At 35.9% G+C, this 15,552-nt stretch carries 12 protein-coding genes; 6 read left to right on the plus strand and 6 right to left on the minus strand.

Going from position 1 to position 15,552, the window contains the following annotated elements:
- Nucleotides 1-7: 7 nt before the first annotated feature.
- Entirely contained in the window at nucleotides 8-2,377 is a 2,370-nt protein-coding gene (locus tag AEQSU_RS05625) for a M20/M25/M40 family metallo-hydrolase (protein ID WP_014781892.1), read from the minus strand.
- A gap of 121 nt (nucleotides 2,378-2,498) precedes the next feature.
- Between AEQSU_RS05625 and AEQSU_RS05630 the strand changes: the two genes are divergently transcribed.
- The 5 genes from AEQSU_RS05630 (at nucleotide 2,499) to recQ (ending at nucleotide 8,114) form a co-directional block, all read left to right on the plus strand.
- A complete protein-coding gene (locus tag AEQSU_RS05630) occupies nucleotides 2,499-2,960 on the plus strand; it encodes a CBS domain-containing protein (protein ID WP_014781893.1) in 462 nt (153 codons plus the stop codon).
- A gap of 757 nt (nucleotides 2,961-3,717) precedes the next feature.
- On the plus strand, nucleotides 3,718-4,476 hold the full coding sequence (locus tag AEQSU_RS05635; protein WP_014781894.1) for a ferritin-like domain-containing protein: 759 nt from the start codon (nucleotides 3,718-3,720) through the stop codon (nucleotides 4,474-4,476).
- A gap of 31 nt (nucleotides 4,477-4,507) precedes the next feature.
- Complete coding sequence (locus tag AEQSU_RS05640; RefSeq protein WP_014781895.1) at nucleotides 4,508-5,335, plus strand: ferritin-like domain-containing protein; 828 nt, start codon at nucleotides 4,508-4,510, stop codon at nucleotides 5,333-5,335.
- Between the two features lie 293 nt (nucleotides 5,336-5,628).
- Nucleotides 5,629-5,964, plus strand: a complete 336-nt coding sequence (locus tag AEQSU_RS05645; RefSeq protein WP_014781896.1) for a single-stranded DNA-binding protein — start codon at nucleotides 5,629-5,631, stop codon at nucleotides 5,962-5,964.
- Between the two features lie 71 nt (nucleotides 5,965-6,035).
- A complete protein-coding gene (recQ, locus tag AEQSU_RS05650; protein WP_014781897.1) occupies nucleotides 6,036-8,114 on the plus strand; it encodes a DNA helicase RecQ in 2,079 nt (692 codons plus the stop codon).
- A gap of 3 nt (nucleotides 8,115-8,117) precedes the next feature.
- Here the strand turns inward: recQ and AEQSU_RS05655 are convergent, their stop codons facing one another.
- The 5 genes from AEQSU_RS05655 to metG form a co-directional block, all read right to left on the minus strand.
- A complete protein-coding gene (locus tag AEQSU_RS05655) occupies nucleotides 8,118-8,300 on the minus strand; it encodes a hypothetical protein (RefSeq protein ID WP_042491677.1) in 183 nt (60 codons plus the stop codon).
- Between the two features lie 2 nt (nucleotides 8,301-8,302).
- Nucleotides 8,303-9,205, minus strand: a complete 903-nt coding sequence (locus AEQSU_RS05660) for a histone deacetylase family protein (protein ID WP_014781898.1) — start codon at nucleotides 9,203-9,205, stop codon at nucleotides 8,303-8,305.
- A gap of 53 nt (nucleotides 9,206-9,258) precedes the next feature.
- Entirely contained in the window at nucleotides 9,259-10,161 is a 903-nt protein-coding gene (locus AEQSU_RS05665) for a DMT family transporter (protein WP_014781899.1), read from the minus strand.
- 100 nt (nucleotides 10,162-10,261) lie between these two features.
- Nucleotides 10,262-12,406, minus strand: a complete 2,145-nt coding sequence (locus tag AEQSU_RS05670; protein ID WP_014781900.1) for a Tex family protein — start codon at nucleotides 12,404-12,406, stop codon at nucleotides 10,262-10,264.
- 74 nt (nucleotides 12,407-12,480) lie between these two features.
- On the minus strand, nucleotides 12,481-14,580 hold the full coding sequence (gene metG / locus AEQSU_RS05675) for a methionine--tRNA ligase (RefSeq protein WP_014781901.1): 2,100 nt from the start codon (nucleotides 14,578-14,580) through the stop codon (nucleotides 12,481-12,483).
- A 62-nt stretch (nucleotides 14,581-14,642) separates the two neighbouring features.
- On the opposite strand from metG, the gene AEQSU_RS05680 reads away from it, so the two are divergent.
- On the plus strand, nucleotides 14,643-15,539 hold the full coding sequence (locus AEQSU_RS05680) for a S66 peptidase family protein (protein WP_042491680.1): 897 nt from the start codon (nucleotides 14,643-14,645) through the stop codon (nucleotides 15,537-15,539).
- The last annotated feature ends 13 nt before the right edge of the window (nucleotides 15,540-15,552 follow it).

Consider the following 15,552-nt stretch of genomic DNA (forward strand, 5'->3'; position numbering starts at 1 on the left):
ATGCACATTAATAATCTATGGATTGATTTGGAGAAACGGAAAGCGAATCTTGAGCTTTCATTTTCAACGAATCTATAGAAAAAGTACGTTTTACCATTACTGCATCCGTAATTACAAAAGGTTTCGGCATTGTGAAATTTGGTCGTTTTAAAATGTTGAATTGGGAATCTGTCATCAAATCAAAAGAATATTCCACAACTTTAAAAGAAACTCGATTGCCTTTTTCTACTGAAAAATTTACTTTTAAGGAATCATTCTCAGAAACATAATAATTGATCAGCGCAGCATTCTTAGTTCCTCGATATGCTTTCGTTTTTTCTGAAACTAGCATTTTTTGTCCATTGAATTCCAAAGATTTGAAAGAAACGTTTTCAGTGTTGTACAAATCTATTTTATTAACTCTTCGCTTTGGAATTATAATAAATTTAACCTTTCGAAGGTTTTCAACTAGAGTGTCTTCCTTCAGAATTACTTCAAAATTTGGAATGTATTTTTCAGGTGCTTGAGCCGCGAAGGTGAAGTTGGTTCCATATTTATTATATGCTGCGTCGCCTTCCAAAACATTGGAGGCATATTCAGGGTTTTCGCCTAAATATTGTTTGGTCCATTCGTCAATTTCTTTATCATAAGTGAGCCAGAAGGTTTTGTCTGAATCTGCATCTTTATAGTAAACGAGACTATTCGGCTTTTTTCTTTCATCAGAAAAATCGCTTTTGGAATGTGCTTTTATTAAGAAAAATATAGCAAGCAAAAGGCATAAAGCAGAAACTATTCCTTTCTTTTTATAATAGCCGAAAACTGGCCAAAGAAGCGCAAAAAGTAAAACGGTGAAAACACAGCTAATTACTAGCATTTTCAATCCTAACCCAACTGGAAAAAACTGAATAAGCGGAGCGAAAATAAAAATTGCAGGAACCGCCAAAAGCATCATTGCTAATAGGTTGGGGCGTTCTTGCCGAAGCATCACAAAGAAAGATAACAACCCAAAAAACACTGGAATTATAAAATATGCCGCTCCTTTTATAATAATGAATACCGCTAGATTTATTAAAATCCAAAAGAAAATGGGAGCTACATAAAATGAAGGTTCGCTGAATTTCTTGGTAAATTTTTTATAAATCGCAAACGTAATTGCCAAGGAAAAGAATACAAAAAACACAATATACCAATGTCCGTTATAGGTAAATCCTTGCTGGATTTCAGAATATTGAGGATAAAAGATTAAAATCAATTTCCAGCCAAAAAACCCCATAAGACCGCAAATAATAAATGAAAGTAAAAACGGAACAAAGCCCAAAGCCATTGTTTTTCCATCTAGTTTTTTTTTGTAAAGTCCGTAGAATATGAGGAAAACGAATAACACAGTTGCCAAAATGAGCATCGGCAAAATCCAAGAAAAAGGATAGCTTACCATTTTTATAATCGGGAAGTTGAAATAAACATCGTCTGTTTCAGACTTCAACGTTGAAAGGTCTGCGTTTGAAAAATAATGAATCAGTGGCAAAAGGTAGCTGCCTTGATGGGCAAGACTATTTCTACTTAAATTTTGAAAAGTATCGTTGGCGGTATGATAATTGAAATGACTGTCAATAAAAGCGAAGAAAAAGCTATCAATATCGCCATCTTCTCTAAAAATAGTAGAATCCGTGTCGTTCGGCAGCATTTTATAAACGCTGTACATTAATGAAGTAGCCACTGGGAAATCTGGATTCGCTTTTATGAATTGCTTTACTAAATTTGAGTTTCCGCCGTTAGTTTCCAAAATCATATTGCTTGGACCGCTACTTCCACGAGCTTCAAAGTTTAATACCAAAGCTATATTTTTTGCCCACGGATGTTCGTTTACAAATAGTTTGGCGCCGTCTAACCCAATTTCCTCCGCATCAGAAAAAAGAATAATGATATCGTTTTTAGGTTTTTCGCCTGAAGCCAAATATGCACGGATACTTTCCAAAATAGTAACTAACCCACTTCCAGCATCACTGGCGCCAAAGGAAGGCACTAGAGCACTATCGTAATGTGAAAGCAACAAAAGTGCTTTTCCGTTTTCAGTACCTTTTATTCTTGCAACAATATTTATAGGCTTATTGAGCGTTTTAGATTCTGGATTTAGGCTAAACCCTTCTTGAATATGTGGTTCAAGCCCTAATTTACCTAATTCAGCAATTAATAATTTTCGTACTTCCGTGTGGCCTTCAGAACCTAAGTAGTGTGGTTTTTTTGAGATTTCATATAAAGGCTCCAATGCTCTATCAACGGAAAATTCTTTAGCGGGAGCGGCTATGTCTCCATCATAATGCGGTGTTAATCCGTAAAAACTATAAAACACTAGCGCGATGACGAAGAGTAGTGATAAAATAGCGTCAAATTTTCTCATGGTCGGTCAGTTTGAAGTGTTAAAAATACAATTTTAAACGGAAGGAATTTTCTTCGGAATAAATACATTTCTATGATATAATAAAAATGACTATCTTAGAAGTTCGCAAAAAATTGGAATTATGGGAATCAAAAGTTTTATAGGCAAAAGAGCAAAGACTCAAAAAGGTTCTTCGGAAAAAATAAAGGTGTCTGATTATATGACGCGTAATTTAATTACATTTAGACCAGAACAATCAATTATGGAAGTTATGGAAGTTCTTTTGAAGAAGAGAATTTCTGGTGGTCCCGTGGTAAACGAAAAGAATGAATTGGTTGGAATTATTTCTGAAGGCGATTGTATGAAACAGCTTAGCGATTCCCGCTACCATAATCACCCAATGGAAGACGTTAAGGTTGAACAGCACATGATAAAAAATGTAGATACCATTGACGGTGAAATGAACGTGCTGGATGCCGCTAATATGTTTGTTGAGTCTAAACACCGACGCTTTCCTATTCTAGAAAATGGTAAACTTGCTGGACAAATAAGCCAAAGCGACGTACTACGAGCAGCGATGGAATTGAAAGGACAGACTTGGTAATTACCACTTTTCTTTAAATATAAACCCTATTCTCTTATCTGGGTTTAGCTGTTATCAACCAAAATAAAGTTTTCAAAACTTAAAGCATTCACGTATAACAAAATGAGAAGCAATCGCCACAATATAATTTAGTGGATATACTTTTCCTTTTGAACCCCTATCCTAAGGCATTTGCTAAAATAAAATCCTTCCTTATACTTCTATAATTTTATTCTCTAATATTAAATAGGTAATAGCAGCAATCAATACAATCTCTGCACATATCATTTTCAGCAATTATTCAAAATAATTTTTATCCAATCACAGAGTGAAAAATAGAATCAATGAAAAGCGGAATAATCATTACGAGACTTTCCAAAGAAATCATCTGCTTTCTTTTTGGACTATACACACCTTATAGTAATGATTATTAAAATAAATTCCCTAATCAATAAACTACGGTTATAGCTAAAGAAAAGGAACCACAATTATTTTAATGATGCCAATTCGATTTTTGTAGAATTCTTAGATTCAAAACAACTATTATTATTATATAGGCAAGTATTCAATCACTAAAGACCTATAACCTATTCCTTTCCTTATTCATATAAATAGATATATTAAATTATAGAAACCATAATTTAATAGCCTGTAAAACATGGTTTTTCCAATATTTAACTCAATTTGGTAAAGCGTTTGTAAATATTTAACTTTTATATTAAAACCGCACCCTAAGTTACTACGTACATTTAGAACATTAACTTAAAAAGATACCATTATGAAAAACAAAATCAATGAAGAGTTACCTACAACAAAAAATGATCGTAGGAGATTTTTAAAACTGAGCGGAGCAGCCGTAGTAGGTGCCGGGTTATTTTTTATGACCGGATGTAGCGACGATGACGAAGTACTAATGCCCAACACCCCACCAGATGCTTTTGATCTAGGAGGTGGAAATCTAGGAATATTAAACTATGCGTATGCTCTAGAACAACTGGAGGCAGCATTTTATACGCAAGTTGTACAAGGAAGTTATTTTGCTAGCGCAAATGCTAGAGAGAAAACGTTATTCCGAGACATTTACAATCATGAGGTAATACATAGAGATTTCTTTAAAACTGCGATTAGTGCAGCTGTAGATCAAAGTATGGTTTTACCTACTTTAGAATTTGATTTTTCTGCTGTCGATTTCGGTAGTAGAGATGCAGTTCTTGGACTTTCACAAGTATTGGAAGATACAGGTGTTAGAGCTTATAATGGAGCTGGACAATTAATTGATGTTAGTGATTCTGCTGGTCAAACATATTTGTTGTTAGCAGGAAAAATAGTTTCGGTTGAAGCAAGACATGCTTCTGCAATTAGAGATTTAATAAATCCAGGTTCTATGGATTTTGCTGGTGATGATGTTTTAATAGGTCTTGGCGGAACTGGTCCTGCTTTTGATAAAGCAGCAGCTCCAAAGACTATCTTAAATGAAGTAATTGCAACAGGATTTCTAAAAACTGAGTTTACAGCATTCGACTTGCCAAACTTCTAAAAATAACTATCAATCTTAAAAATATAATATTATGAATTTTATAAAAATATTGGATATCCTTTCAGACGATAAACTTTTAAAAGAGAAAAGCTCTAGAAGGGATTCATTTCAGCAATTTAAAAATGTTGGTAAAAACGTTGCATTAGCATCAATACCTTTTGCTTTGGCCGCAACAAGTTCTAAAACTAAAGCAGCTACGCTTGCGATGGGCTTTGGAAACAAAATGGCTTCCAACGAAGACGTACTAAAATTTGCATTGACCTTAGAATATTTGGAACGCGAATTTTACCAATTAGGCTTAGACAGTGGTGTTATCCCTGCAGCAGATGAAACTGTTTTTTCTACTATTTCACGACACGAGGATGCACACGTAGATTTTCTACTTGCTGCTCTTGGGTTACAAGATGGTGATCTTAAACCAGAATTCGATTTTACAGGAGCACCTGGTGGATTGAATCTTGATCCGTTTAATGATTACCCAACTTTTATGGCTCTTGCTCAAGGTTTTGAAGACACTGGAGTTCGCGCATATAAAGGACAGGCTGGAGCATTGGCCAATGATAATGATCTATTGACTTATGCTTTGCAGATTCATTCCGTAGAAGCTCGTCACGCATCACAAGTAAGAAGAATGCGTGGAGAAAAAGGATGGATTACTAGATCTAATAATTCTTTACCTTCAGCTTTCGCTCCAATTTATGGAGGTTCGACTCCAGAGAGCAACTTGATTCAAGGTGGTGTAAACTTAAGTGGTTTATTCGGTTCAGTAGGTGGCGATGATGCCGTAACTGAAGCATTCGATGAGCCATTGACTATGAATGAAGTATTAGCAATTGGTGGAATTTTCATCGTTTCATAATCCCCAAATCTTTTTTTACAATAATTAATCCCGGAAATTCCGGGATTTTTTTATGAAGTATTTTGAGATAGAAGTAAAAGAGTTTAAATAATATAAATATTTGATTATTAATAATTTAAACAATAATTATTTCCAATATTAAGAAGTCATAGTCATTTTCAAACGGTTACAAACAACTATAAACGAAAGTAAGTATGTAACAACCAACTACAATTTTGATGTCGCCGTACGTTTGTCCTGTCGAATAATGAAGTTCGATAGTATCAATTGTTTAACATTAAAATTTAGAAATCATGAACGCACTTAGAAACACAGTACAGTTGATTGGAAGATTGGGGCAAGACCCAGAAATCGTGACATTTGCCGATGGCAACAAAATGGCCAAATTCTCAATGGCCACGGATGACAGTTACAAAGACAAAGACGGTAAAAAAGTAGAACGCGCTTACTGGCACAATATCGTTGTGAAAGGTGGTCTAGTAAAAATTGTAGAGAGTTACATAACTAAAGGCCAAGAAATCGTAATTGAAGGTAAATTAACCAACCGCTCTTGGGACGATAAAGAAGGTAACAAACATTATATTACTGAAGTATTATGCAATGAGCTAGTCATGCTGGGGAGTAAATAAAATGACTAGCCACATCAAGCCCCTACTTTTTGTGGGGGCTTTTTAAATTTCAAATCTTTATTTTTACAAAAATGGAAACAACTACCCAGCACAACATTGCAGATTTGCTCAAAACGCATTTCGGCTACGATAAATTTCTTCCAAATCAAGAAGAAATAATAAACAACATTTTAGATCAAAAAGATACCATTGCCATTATGCCGACAGGCGGTGGAAAATCATTGTGTTTTCAACTTCCGGCTTTGGCTTTGGATGGAACGGCAATAGTAATCTCTCCATTGATCGCTTTAATGAAGGATCAAGTGGATGCCTTAAAAGCGAACGGTATTTCAGCAACTTTCTTCAATAGTTCGCAACCTTATGAAGAGCAACAACAGGTTTTAAAAGAGCTACAAAATGGAAATTTAAAGTTACTTTACGTTGCTCCAGAAAGTCTTCCACAGTTAAATTTTATATTGAATTCAATAAAAATAAATCTTTTCGCCATAGATGAAGCCCATTGTATTTCTAGTTGGGGCCACGATTTTCGTCCTGCTTATACGCAACTTAAAAGTTTAAAAGAGCAATTTCCAACAGTTCCTTTAATCGCTTTAACCGCTACAGCAGATCGTGCCACACGTGAAGATATTGCCGCACAATTGTCAATTCCAAATGCAAAAACATTTATCGCTTCTTTTGATAGGCCAAATTTGTATCTAGATGTGCGCCCCGGTCAAAACCGAAATAAACAAATTCTCGATTTTCTGAAAATTCATCGCGATGAATGTGGCATAATCTATTGTTTAAGTCGAAAAAGCACAGAGAAGCTAGCTGCAACACTTTCCTCAAAAGGATATAAAGCTGAAGCCTATCACGCAGGATTAACTTCTGAAGAAAGAACGCAAATTCAAGAAAATTTTATCAATGACGTTTCACCTATAATCGTTGCCACCATTGCCTTCGGAATGGGCATAGACAAAAGCAACGTTCGTTGGGTAATTCATTATAATATGCCCAAAAATATTGATGGGTATTATCAGGAAATAGGAAGAAGTGGTCGCGATGGTTTGCCAGCACACACAATCCTTTTTTACAGTTTTGCTGATGTAATTATGCTTCGGAAGTTTGCCGAAGGCACCGAAACCGAAGCCTATCAATTAGCAAAATTGGAACGCATGCAACAATTTGCAGAAGCTTTAAGTTGCCGAAGGAAAGCTTTGCTCGGTTATTTTGGAGAACATATTACAGAAGATTGTGGCAATTGTGACATTTGTAAAACGCCACCAAAATATTTTGACGGAACGCTTATTGCTCAAAAAGTATGTTCGGCAGTTACCAGACTTCAAGAGCAGGAAGCGATGGGAATGGTTTTAGACGTTTTACGCGGCGCTCAAAATGCTCAAGTTTTTGATAAAGGCTATCAAAACCTAAAAACCTTCGGTGCTGCAAAAGACATCTCTTGGCGAGATTTACAGCAATACGTTATACAATTATTGAATCAAGGGGTTTTACAAATCTATTTTCACGAAAACGGTAGGTTATTGCTTACACCCTTTGCCAAAATGGTTTTGTTTGAAGGGAAAACAGTTCGACTGGCAAACATCATTCAAGAAGTTGAAAAAGTGAAAACCGAAAGAGCTCCACGAAAACGAGCCGATCTTTTTGACAAACTGAAAACGCTTCGTTTAAAGTTGGCACAGGAAATCGGTATGCCAGCATATATAGTTTTTAGCGACGCAGCTCTAGAAGATATGGAACATAAAAAACCGCGAAACCGAGAAGAGTTTGCGGAGATTTCTGGAGTTGGTGAGGCAAAGCTTGAAAAATATGCCGATGAATTTTTAAAAATTATCAATCGGCATTTGGATGGGTTGGAAAGCGATTTGCCAACGCACGAACACAGTTATAAAATGTTTGCAGACGAAAATTTTTCGCCTTCAGAAATTGCAGAAAAACGCGGGCTCTCAGAAGATTCCATTTACATCCATTTTATAAAAATGCATCAATTGGGAACGGATTTCGATTTTTCACAATTCATTTCTTCCGAAGAAATTCAGCAAATAAAAAGCGCTCAAAAAACTCTTGAAAACCCCGAAGCGCTAAAACCGTATTTCGAATATTTTGAAGAGAAATTGCCGTATTGGAAAATAAAACTTGGGCTTTATTTATGATTTTTAATCTTTGGAACTAAAATCGATTTCCAAATTATCAAACCGCTGCAAACGTTGAGTTTCCGTCATATCAAAACAGGGGCAGCGCTTGCAGCGTTTGTGTTCTCCTTTTTTTAGGTATTTTTCACAGCAATCTTTTTTGAGCCCTTTTTTCTTCTCAGATTTATCTTTTTTCTTTTTCCCCATATTCAAAAGAAAATTTTCTGCGCCATTCGAAACGTATTCGCGTGCGCCTCAATAATCGTTTTTATTTCTGGGGAATAACCACCGCCCATGCTAACCTGAACTGGAATATGTAAATCTTTGCACAATTGTAAAACAAAACGATCGCGTTCTTTACAACCCTCAATTGTACAATTTAGCCTTCCCAATTTGTCGGTTTCTAAAATATCAACTCCAGCTAAATAAAAGATAAAACCTGGCTTTTGTTCTTCAACTAACTTTGGAAGTGTTTCTTTTAATTTCTGAAGATAAACTTCATCGCCACTGCCATCGGGAATGGCAATGTCCAAATCGCTTTTTTCTTTATTGAACGGATAATTACCAGCGCCGTGCATTGAAAATGTGAAAACAGAGTCGTCATTTAGAAAAATTTCAGCTGTCCCATTTCCCTGATGCACATCCAAGTCCACAATTAATATTTTATTTGCAAGGCCATTATTTTGAAGATATTTCGAAGCAATGGCTTGATCGTTCAGCATGCAAAATCCTTCGCCGCGATTGGTATATGCGTGATGAGTACCACCTGCAATATTGAAGGCAACACCATATTTTAAAGCATGTTCTGAACCTTCAATCGTCCCTTGCGCAATTCTAAGTTCTCGGTCAATAAGGGCTTCCGATAAAGGAAAACCTATTTTTCTAGCAGCTCTGCTATCAATAGTTAGATTAACTAAACTTTCAAAATATTCCTTTGTATGGACTGCTAAAATATCTTCTTCCGAAGGCATTTTCGATTCAAAAAAATTTTCTGCCACGCAAGTACCTTCGTGTAACAATTGTTTTGGTAGCAGTTCATATTTTTCCATCGGGAACCGATGTTTTTCAGGCAAAGGATATACGTAAAGAGAGTGATAAGCAATTTTTAGCATAATAAAATAGTATTGTCGTAACCTAATAAAAAAATTACTTCAATACAACTCAATTAACTTTTTGAAGTAATTTCTGAGTTTATTATCACCTTTCCTATAAGCGGAATCTTCTTTGAATAAAAAGTTATTCGTATTCCAAACAGAAGAATAATTCCCCCCACAATCATTTGAAAAGTAACATCTTCACCTATAAACATCCAAGCAAAAAGAGTCGTTAAAACTGCTTGTCCCAATAAACTAACTGAAACTCTTGTTGCACGCATATGTTTGGTTGCATAACCCACGAGTAACCATGCCGTTAATTGACAAATAAGACCTTGAACTACTAAGCTGATCCAACCTGTTTCGGTAAAACCCGTAAAAGGTTCATTCATAAAATAGCTAATTATTCCAAGAAAAATTGCGGATGTAAAGGTGCTTAGCGTAATAAAAGGAAGCACGTCAAAATCGTAAAGTACGAATTTGCTGATCAATAAATATATTGCATAAAATATCCCTGAAAGAATTGCAAATATAAAGGCCAGATTAAAATCCAAGTTCACAAAAAAGTGAAAGCCTACTAGGGTTATCATACCAAAAATGGCGATAATGGTTCCAATCCAAAAATTGCGTGTTGGTTTATTCCTTAAAAAGAAAAATGCCCCAATCCCAACCCAAACTGGGGAAAGATTCGCAAGAAGTGTAGCCTGAGTAGCGGATGATTCTTGAATGGCAATATTCCAGACCGCAACATCCAAAGCAAACACACAACCACATATTATGGTGATTATCAGCAATTTTACGGAAGGAATTTTTAATTTCCCTGAAAACAAAGCAAACGGAACCAACACAACCGATGCGATTGCCATTCTATAAAAAGCTGAAATAATGGGAGGTGAAAGTTTAAGTTTCACCAAAATTGGAAAAATAGAAATACAAATAATTCCAATGACAAGTGCGATTCTAGGCTTTGTCATAAACGAAACGTTGGGAAAGGTTAATAATAAAGTTAGCAAAATTAGCCTTTAAAAGCCATGAGGCGAAACGTTTGCCAGACATTTGGAAATAATTAACGCGTTAATTTAATTTATGCAATTTCAATTGAATTCGTTTACGTTCCACATCTACATCCAAAACTTTTACAACAATTTGTTGATGCAAATGAACGTGCTCATTTACATCTTTTACAAAAGAATCTGAAAGATTTGAAACGTGAATCAAGCCACTTTCTTTAATCCCAACATCTACAAAACAGCCGAAATTAGTAATGTTATTCACAATTCCGGGCAACAGTTGACCTTCTTGTAAATCGGTAATATTTTTTATGTTTTGATTGAAAGTGAAAACTTTAGCTTCTTCTCGAATGTCTAATCCTGGTTTTTCTAATTCTTTAATAATGTCTTTTAACGTAGGAAGTCCAATTTTTTCTGAAGTATATTTTTCTAGATTTATTTTCTGAAGAAGTGTTTTGTTTCCTATTAATTCTGAAATTCTAACCTTTTCATCCGTCGCCATTTTTGAAACAACTTTATAACTTTCGGGATGTACAGAAGAATCATCCAAAGGATTTTCACCGCTTTTTATTCGAAGAAATCCAGCAGCTTGTTCAAAAGCCTTTCCGCCCAAACGTGGTACTTTTTTTATTTCTTCTCTTGAAGCAAAAGCACCGTTTTCCTCTCGAAAGTTAAATACATTCTCAGCAAGTTTTGGTCCGATTCCAGAAACATAACTCAACAATGGAATGCTTGCGGTATTGATGTTTACACCAACCGCATTCACGCATAATTCTACTGAAGTATCCAATGAACTCTTCAATTTTGTTTGATCTACATCGTGCTGATATTGCCCAACGCCAATGGATTTCGCATCAATTTTCACTAACTCCGCCAAAGGATCTTGTAAACGACGACCAATGGAAACCGATCCACGAACGGTAACATCATAATTTGGAAACTCATCGCGCGCAATTTTTGAAGCTGAATAAATAGAAGCTCCAGCTTCGCTAACCACAAAAACCTGCATCGGATTTTTAAAGTGAATTCGTTTTATAAATTGCTCCGTTTCTCGCGAAGCCGTTCCGTTTCCTATTGCAATTGCTTCAATTTTATGAGCATCGGCAAGCGAACTTATTTTGTTCATTGCGCCTTTCATATCATTCTTTGGAGCGTGCGGATAAATAGTTTCATTGTGCTCCAAACCCCCTTGTGCATCGAGACAAACCACTTTGCAACCTGATTTAAACCCAGGATCAATCGCCAGAACACGTTTTTCACCCAAGGGTGAACCGAGCAAAAGTTGTTTTAAATTTTTGGCAAAAACATTGATTGCAGTTTCATCTGCTTTCTCTTTTGCTGCGGAAAGGGCTTCGTTGGAAAGCGCTGGAAGTAACAGCCGCTTATAACTATCTTCAATGGCAAGTTTTATTTGTTCTGAAGTGGCATCTTTAGATTTTATAATTTTTTGTTCAATTTTGGAAAGTGCTTTTTCATCATCTATCTCTATTTTATTCCGAATAAATCCTTCTGAAGTAGCACGAAGAATTGCTAATAATCTATGCGAAGGAATTTTGTTTAAGGCTTCGTTCCAATCAAAATAATCGCGAAATTTCTGTGCTTTTTCATCATCTATAAATTTCTTTACAACTTTAGTTGAAATTGTTGCGTAACGTTCCAATTGGTTCCGAAGCATATTCCGTATATCGGCGCGTTCGTTTATCCATTCGGCAATAATGTGGCGTGCGCCTTCCAAAGCTTCTTCTTCGGACTTCACTTCGCCTTTCACATATTTTAAAGCAATTGAAGAAATATCGGCAGTCCCGAGACTTCGGGATTGGGCCATTATTATTTTCGCTAAAGGCTCTAAACCGTTTTCGCGGGCGGTATCTGCTTTGGTTTTTCGCTTCTTTTTAAACGGCAAATACAAATCTTCCAACGTGATTAAATCTGTCGCTTCTTCAATTTTTTTCTGAAGTTCTGAAGTCAAAACTTCTTGTTCTTCCAAAGTTTTCAGAATTGCAAGTTTTCGCTTTTCAACTACTTCAAATTGCTCTTTAAACTTTACGATATCGCCAATTTGCACCTCATCTAGATTGCCCGTCAATTCTTTTCGGTAACGCGAGATAAAAGGAATGGTGCAATCTTCGTTTAAAAGCTTGACGGTGTTTTCAACGCTTTTTTTCGGAAGTTGGGTTTGGGAGGTTATAAAGGTTAGAATAGCTGTCATTTCGGTAAAATTAAATCCTCCGAGAGACCAGTAATTTCTACTCTTTCGAAGGACTTATGATTATATAAAAATAATTAATTAATCGTTGCCCCATTCTGAACTCCTTCTTCGCTTGGATTTACAAAAACCAATTTCCCATCCGCATCCTCCGTCATTAAAATCATTCCTTGACTTTCCACACCGCGAAGTGCACGTGGTGCAAGATTTACTAATACAGTAACTTTTTTACCGATAATTTCTTCAGCTTTAAAACTTTCTGCAATGCCAGAAACAATGGTGCGTACATCAATGCCAGTATCAACTTTTAAAACCAAAAGTTTATCTGCTTTCGGCATTTTTTCGGCTTCAATAATAGTTCCAACGCGCATATCTAGTTTTACGAAATCATCGTATTGAATAGTTTCTTTCTGCGGCATCAATTCCGCAACCTCAACAGAAACTGTTTCTTCTTTCTCCTTCGTATTATCCATTTTTGTTTTTTGTAGTTTGTCTAATTGTGTTTGAACTTGTTCGTCTTCTATTTTGCTGAAGAGTAGTTCTGCTTTGTTTATTTTGTGGCCGGGTTTTAGTAGTTCTGATTTTGTTGAAACGTCGTTCCATTGAATAGACCCTTCGACTGCGCTCAGGGTGACATTCAACATATTTTTCAATTTATCCGAGGTAAACGGTAAAAACGGTTCACTTAAAATAGCTAAAGCGGAAGCAATTTGCAAAGCAACAAACATTACCGTTTTTGTGCGTTCTTCATCCGTTTTGATGGTCTTCCACGGTTCTTCGTCTGCTAAATATTTATTTCCGAGACGGGCAACGTTCATTAATTCTCCTTGTGCTTCTCGGAAACGGCAGCGCTCCAAAGAACTTGCAATTACTGAAGGATATGCTTTTAATTCGGTTAAAGTCTGCTGATCAATTTCTGAAAACGTTGCTGGTTCTGGAACAATTCCATCGTAATATTTATCGGTTAAAACCATTACGCGATTGATGAAGTTTCCGAAGATGGCAACTAATTCATTATTATTTCTAGCTTGAAAATCTGCCCAGGTAAAATCGTTATCCTTTGTTTCTGGCGCGTTTGCAGTTAAAGTGTACCGTAACGCATCTTGTTGGTTTGGAAAATCTTCTAAATACTCGTGCAACCAAACTGCCCAGTTTTTACTGGTAGAAATTTTGTTGCCTTCAAGATTTAAAAATTCATTGGCTGGAACGTTTTCAGGAAGAATGTAACTTCCTTCGGCTTTCAACATTGCAGGAAAAATAATACAATGAAAAACAATATTGTCTTTCCCAATAAAGTGAAGCATTTTAGTTTCTTCATTTTTCCAATAATCTTTCCAATTTTTTCCTTCACGCTCCGCCCATTCTTTGGTTGAAGAAATATAGCCGATAGGCGCATCAAACCAAACATAAAGTACTTTTCCGTCTGCTCCTTCAATCGGAACTGGAATTCCCCAATCCAAATCGCGAGTTACGGCGCGAGGGCGTAAACCGTCATCAATCCAGCTTTTACACTGACCGTAAACATTAGTTTTCCAATCTTTTTTATGATCAACGAGAATCCATTGTTTTAGGAAATCTTCATAGTCATTCAAAGGTAAAAACCAGTGTTTTGTTTCTTTCAGAATTGGAACATTCCCAGATATTGCACTTTTTGGATTTATTAAATCGGTTGCGTTTAAACTAGTGCCACATTTTTCGCATTGGTCGCCGTAGGCTTCTTCATTACCACATTTAGGGCAAGTTCCAGTAATATATCTATCTGCTAGAAACTGATTGGCTTCTTCGTCATATAATTGTTCGGTAACTTCCTCAGTAAATTTGCCTTCTTCATAGAGTTTTTTGAAAAATTCTGAAGCAGTTTTATGATGAATTTCAGCAGAAGTACGCGAGTAATTGTCAAAAGAAATCCCGAAGTCTTCAAAACTCTTTTTGATAATTGCGTGATATTTATCCACAACTTGTTGCGGCGTTATTCCTTCTTTTTTCGCTTTAATAGTAATTGGCACTCCGTGTTCGTCACTTCCGCAAATAAAGGCAACATCCTTATTTTGAAGTCTTTGAAAACGCGCGTAAATATCTGCCGGCACATAAACACCTGCCAAATGGCCAATGTGAACGGGTCCATTTGTGTATGGTAAAGCGGCAGTAATCGTGTACCTATTCGGGTTCTGATCCATAATTTTTTTTGAGATGACAAAAGTACATATAAATGTAGTAATTTGTGGTTTTAAATCGATTCATGATAACACCTACATCTCTACAAAAGGGCGATACTGTTGCCATAGTTTCCACAGCGCGGAAAATTTCGAAAGAAGAATTACAACCTGCAATTCATTTACTTGAAAGTTGGGGTTTAAAAGCCGTTTTAGGAAAAACCATCGGTGCCGAGGAAAATCAATTTGCAGGAAATGATGACTTGCGTGCAGCAGATTTTCAGCAAATGATGGACGATCCAAAAATTAAAGCCATTTGGTGCGCTCGTGGCGGTTATGGAACAGTTCGGATCGTTGATAAACTTAATTTTTCAGCTTTCAAAAAGCATCCAAAATGGATTATTGGTTATAGCGATGTTACAGTTTTGCATTCACATATTCATAATTTTGGGATTGAAACGCTTCACGCGCAAATGTGTTTGGAAATTGAAAATAAAACTAAAGAAGCAAGAGAATCAATTCGGAAAGTTTTGTTTGGGGAAGATTATAAAATTGAGTTTCAACAGAAAAAACTCCAAACTTCGCAAGGAATAATTTCGGGTGAATTAATTGGTGGAAATTTGTCTGTGCTCTATTCGTTAATCGGAAGTGCTTCGGCAATGAAAAGCGATGGTAAAATTCTTTTTATTGAAGATTTAGATGAAATGTTGTATCACGTTGATAGAATGATGATGAATTTAAAGCGAAGTGGTTATTTAAAAAACTTGAAAGCGTTGATTATTGGCGGAATGACGCAGATGAAAGACAATAAAGTGTACTTCGGTAAAACGGCCGAAGAAACTATTATGGATTTGGTGAAAGAATACAATTATCCAGTAATTTTTAATTTTCCAGCAGGACATATCGTGGATAATCGGGCATTGATTATGGGAAGGAAAGTGAAAGTTAATGTTCAATCTTCAATTGTCAATGTTCAATTTTAAAGTTCGAAAAATA

The organism is Aequorivita sublithincola DSM 14238, from assembly GCF_000265385.1.
GTDB classification, from domain to species: Bacteria; Bacteroidota; Bacteroidia; order Flavobacteriales; family Flavobacteriaceae; genus Aequorivita; species Aequorivita sublithincola.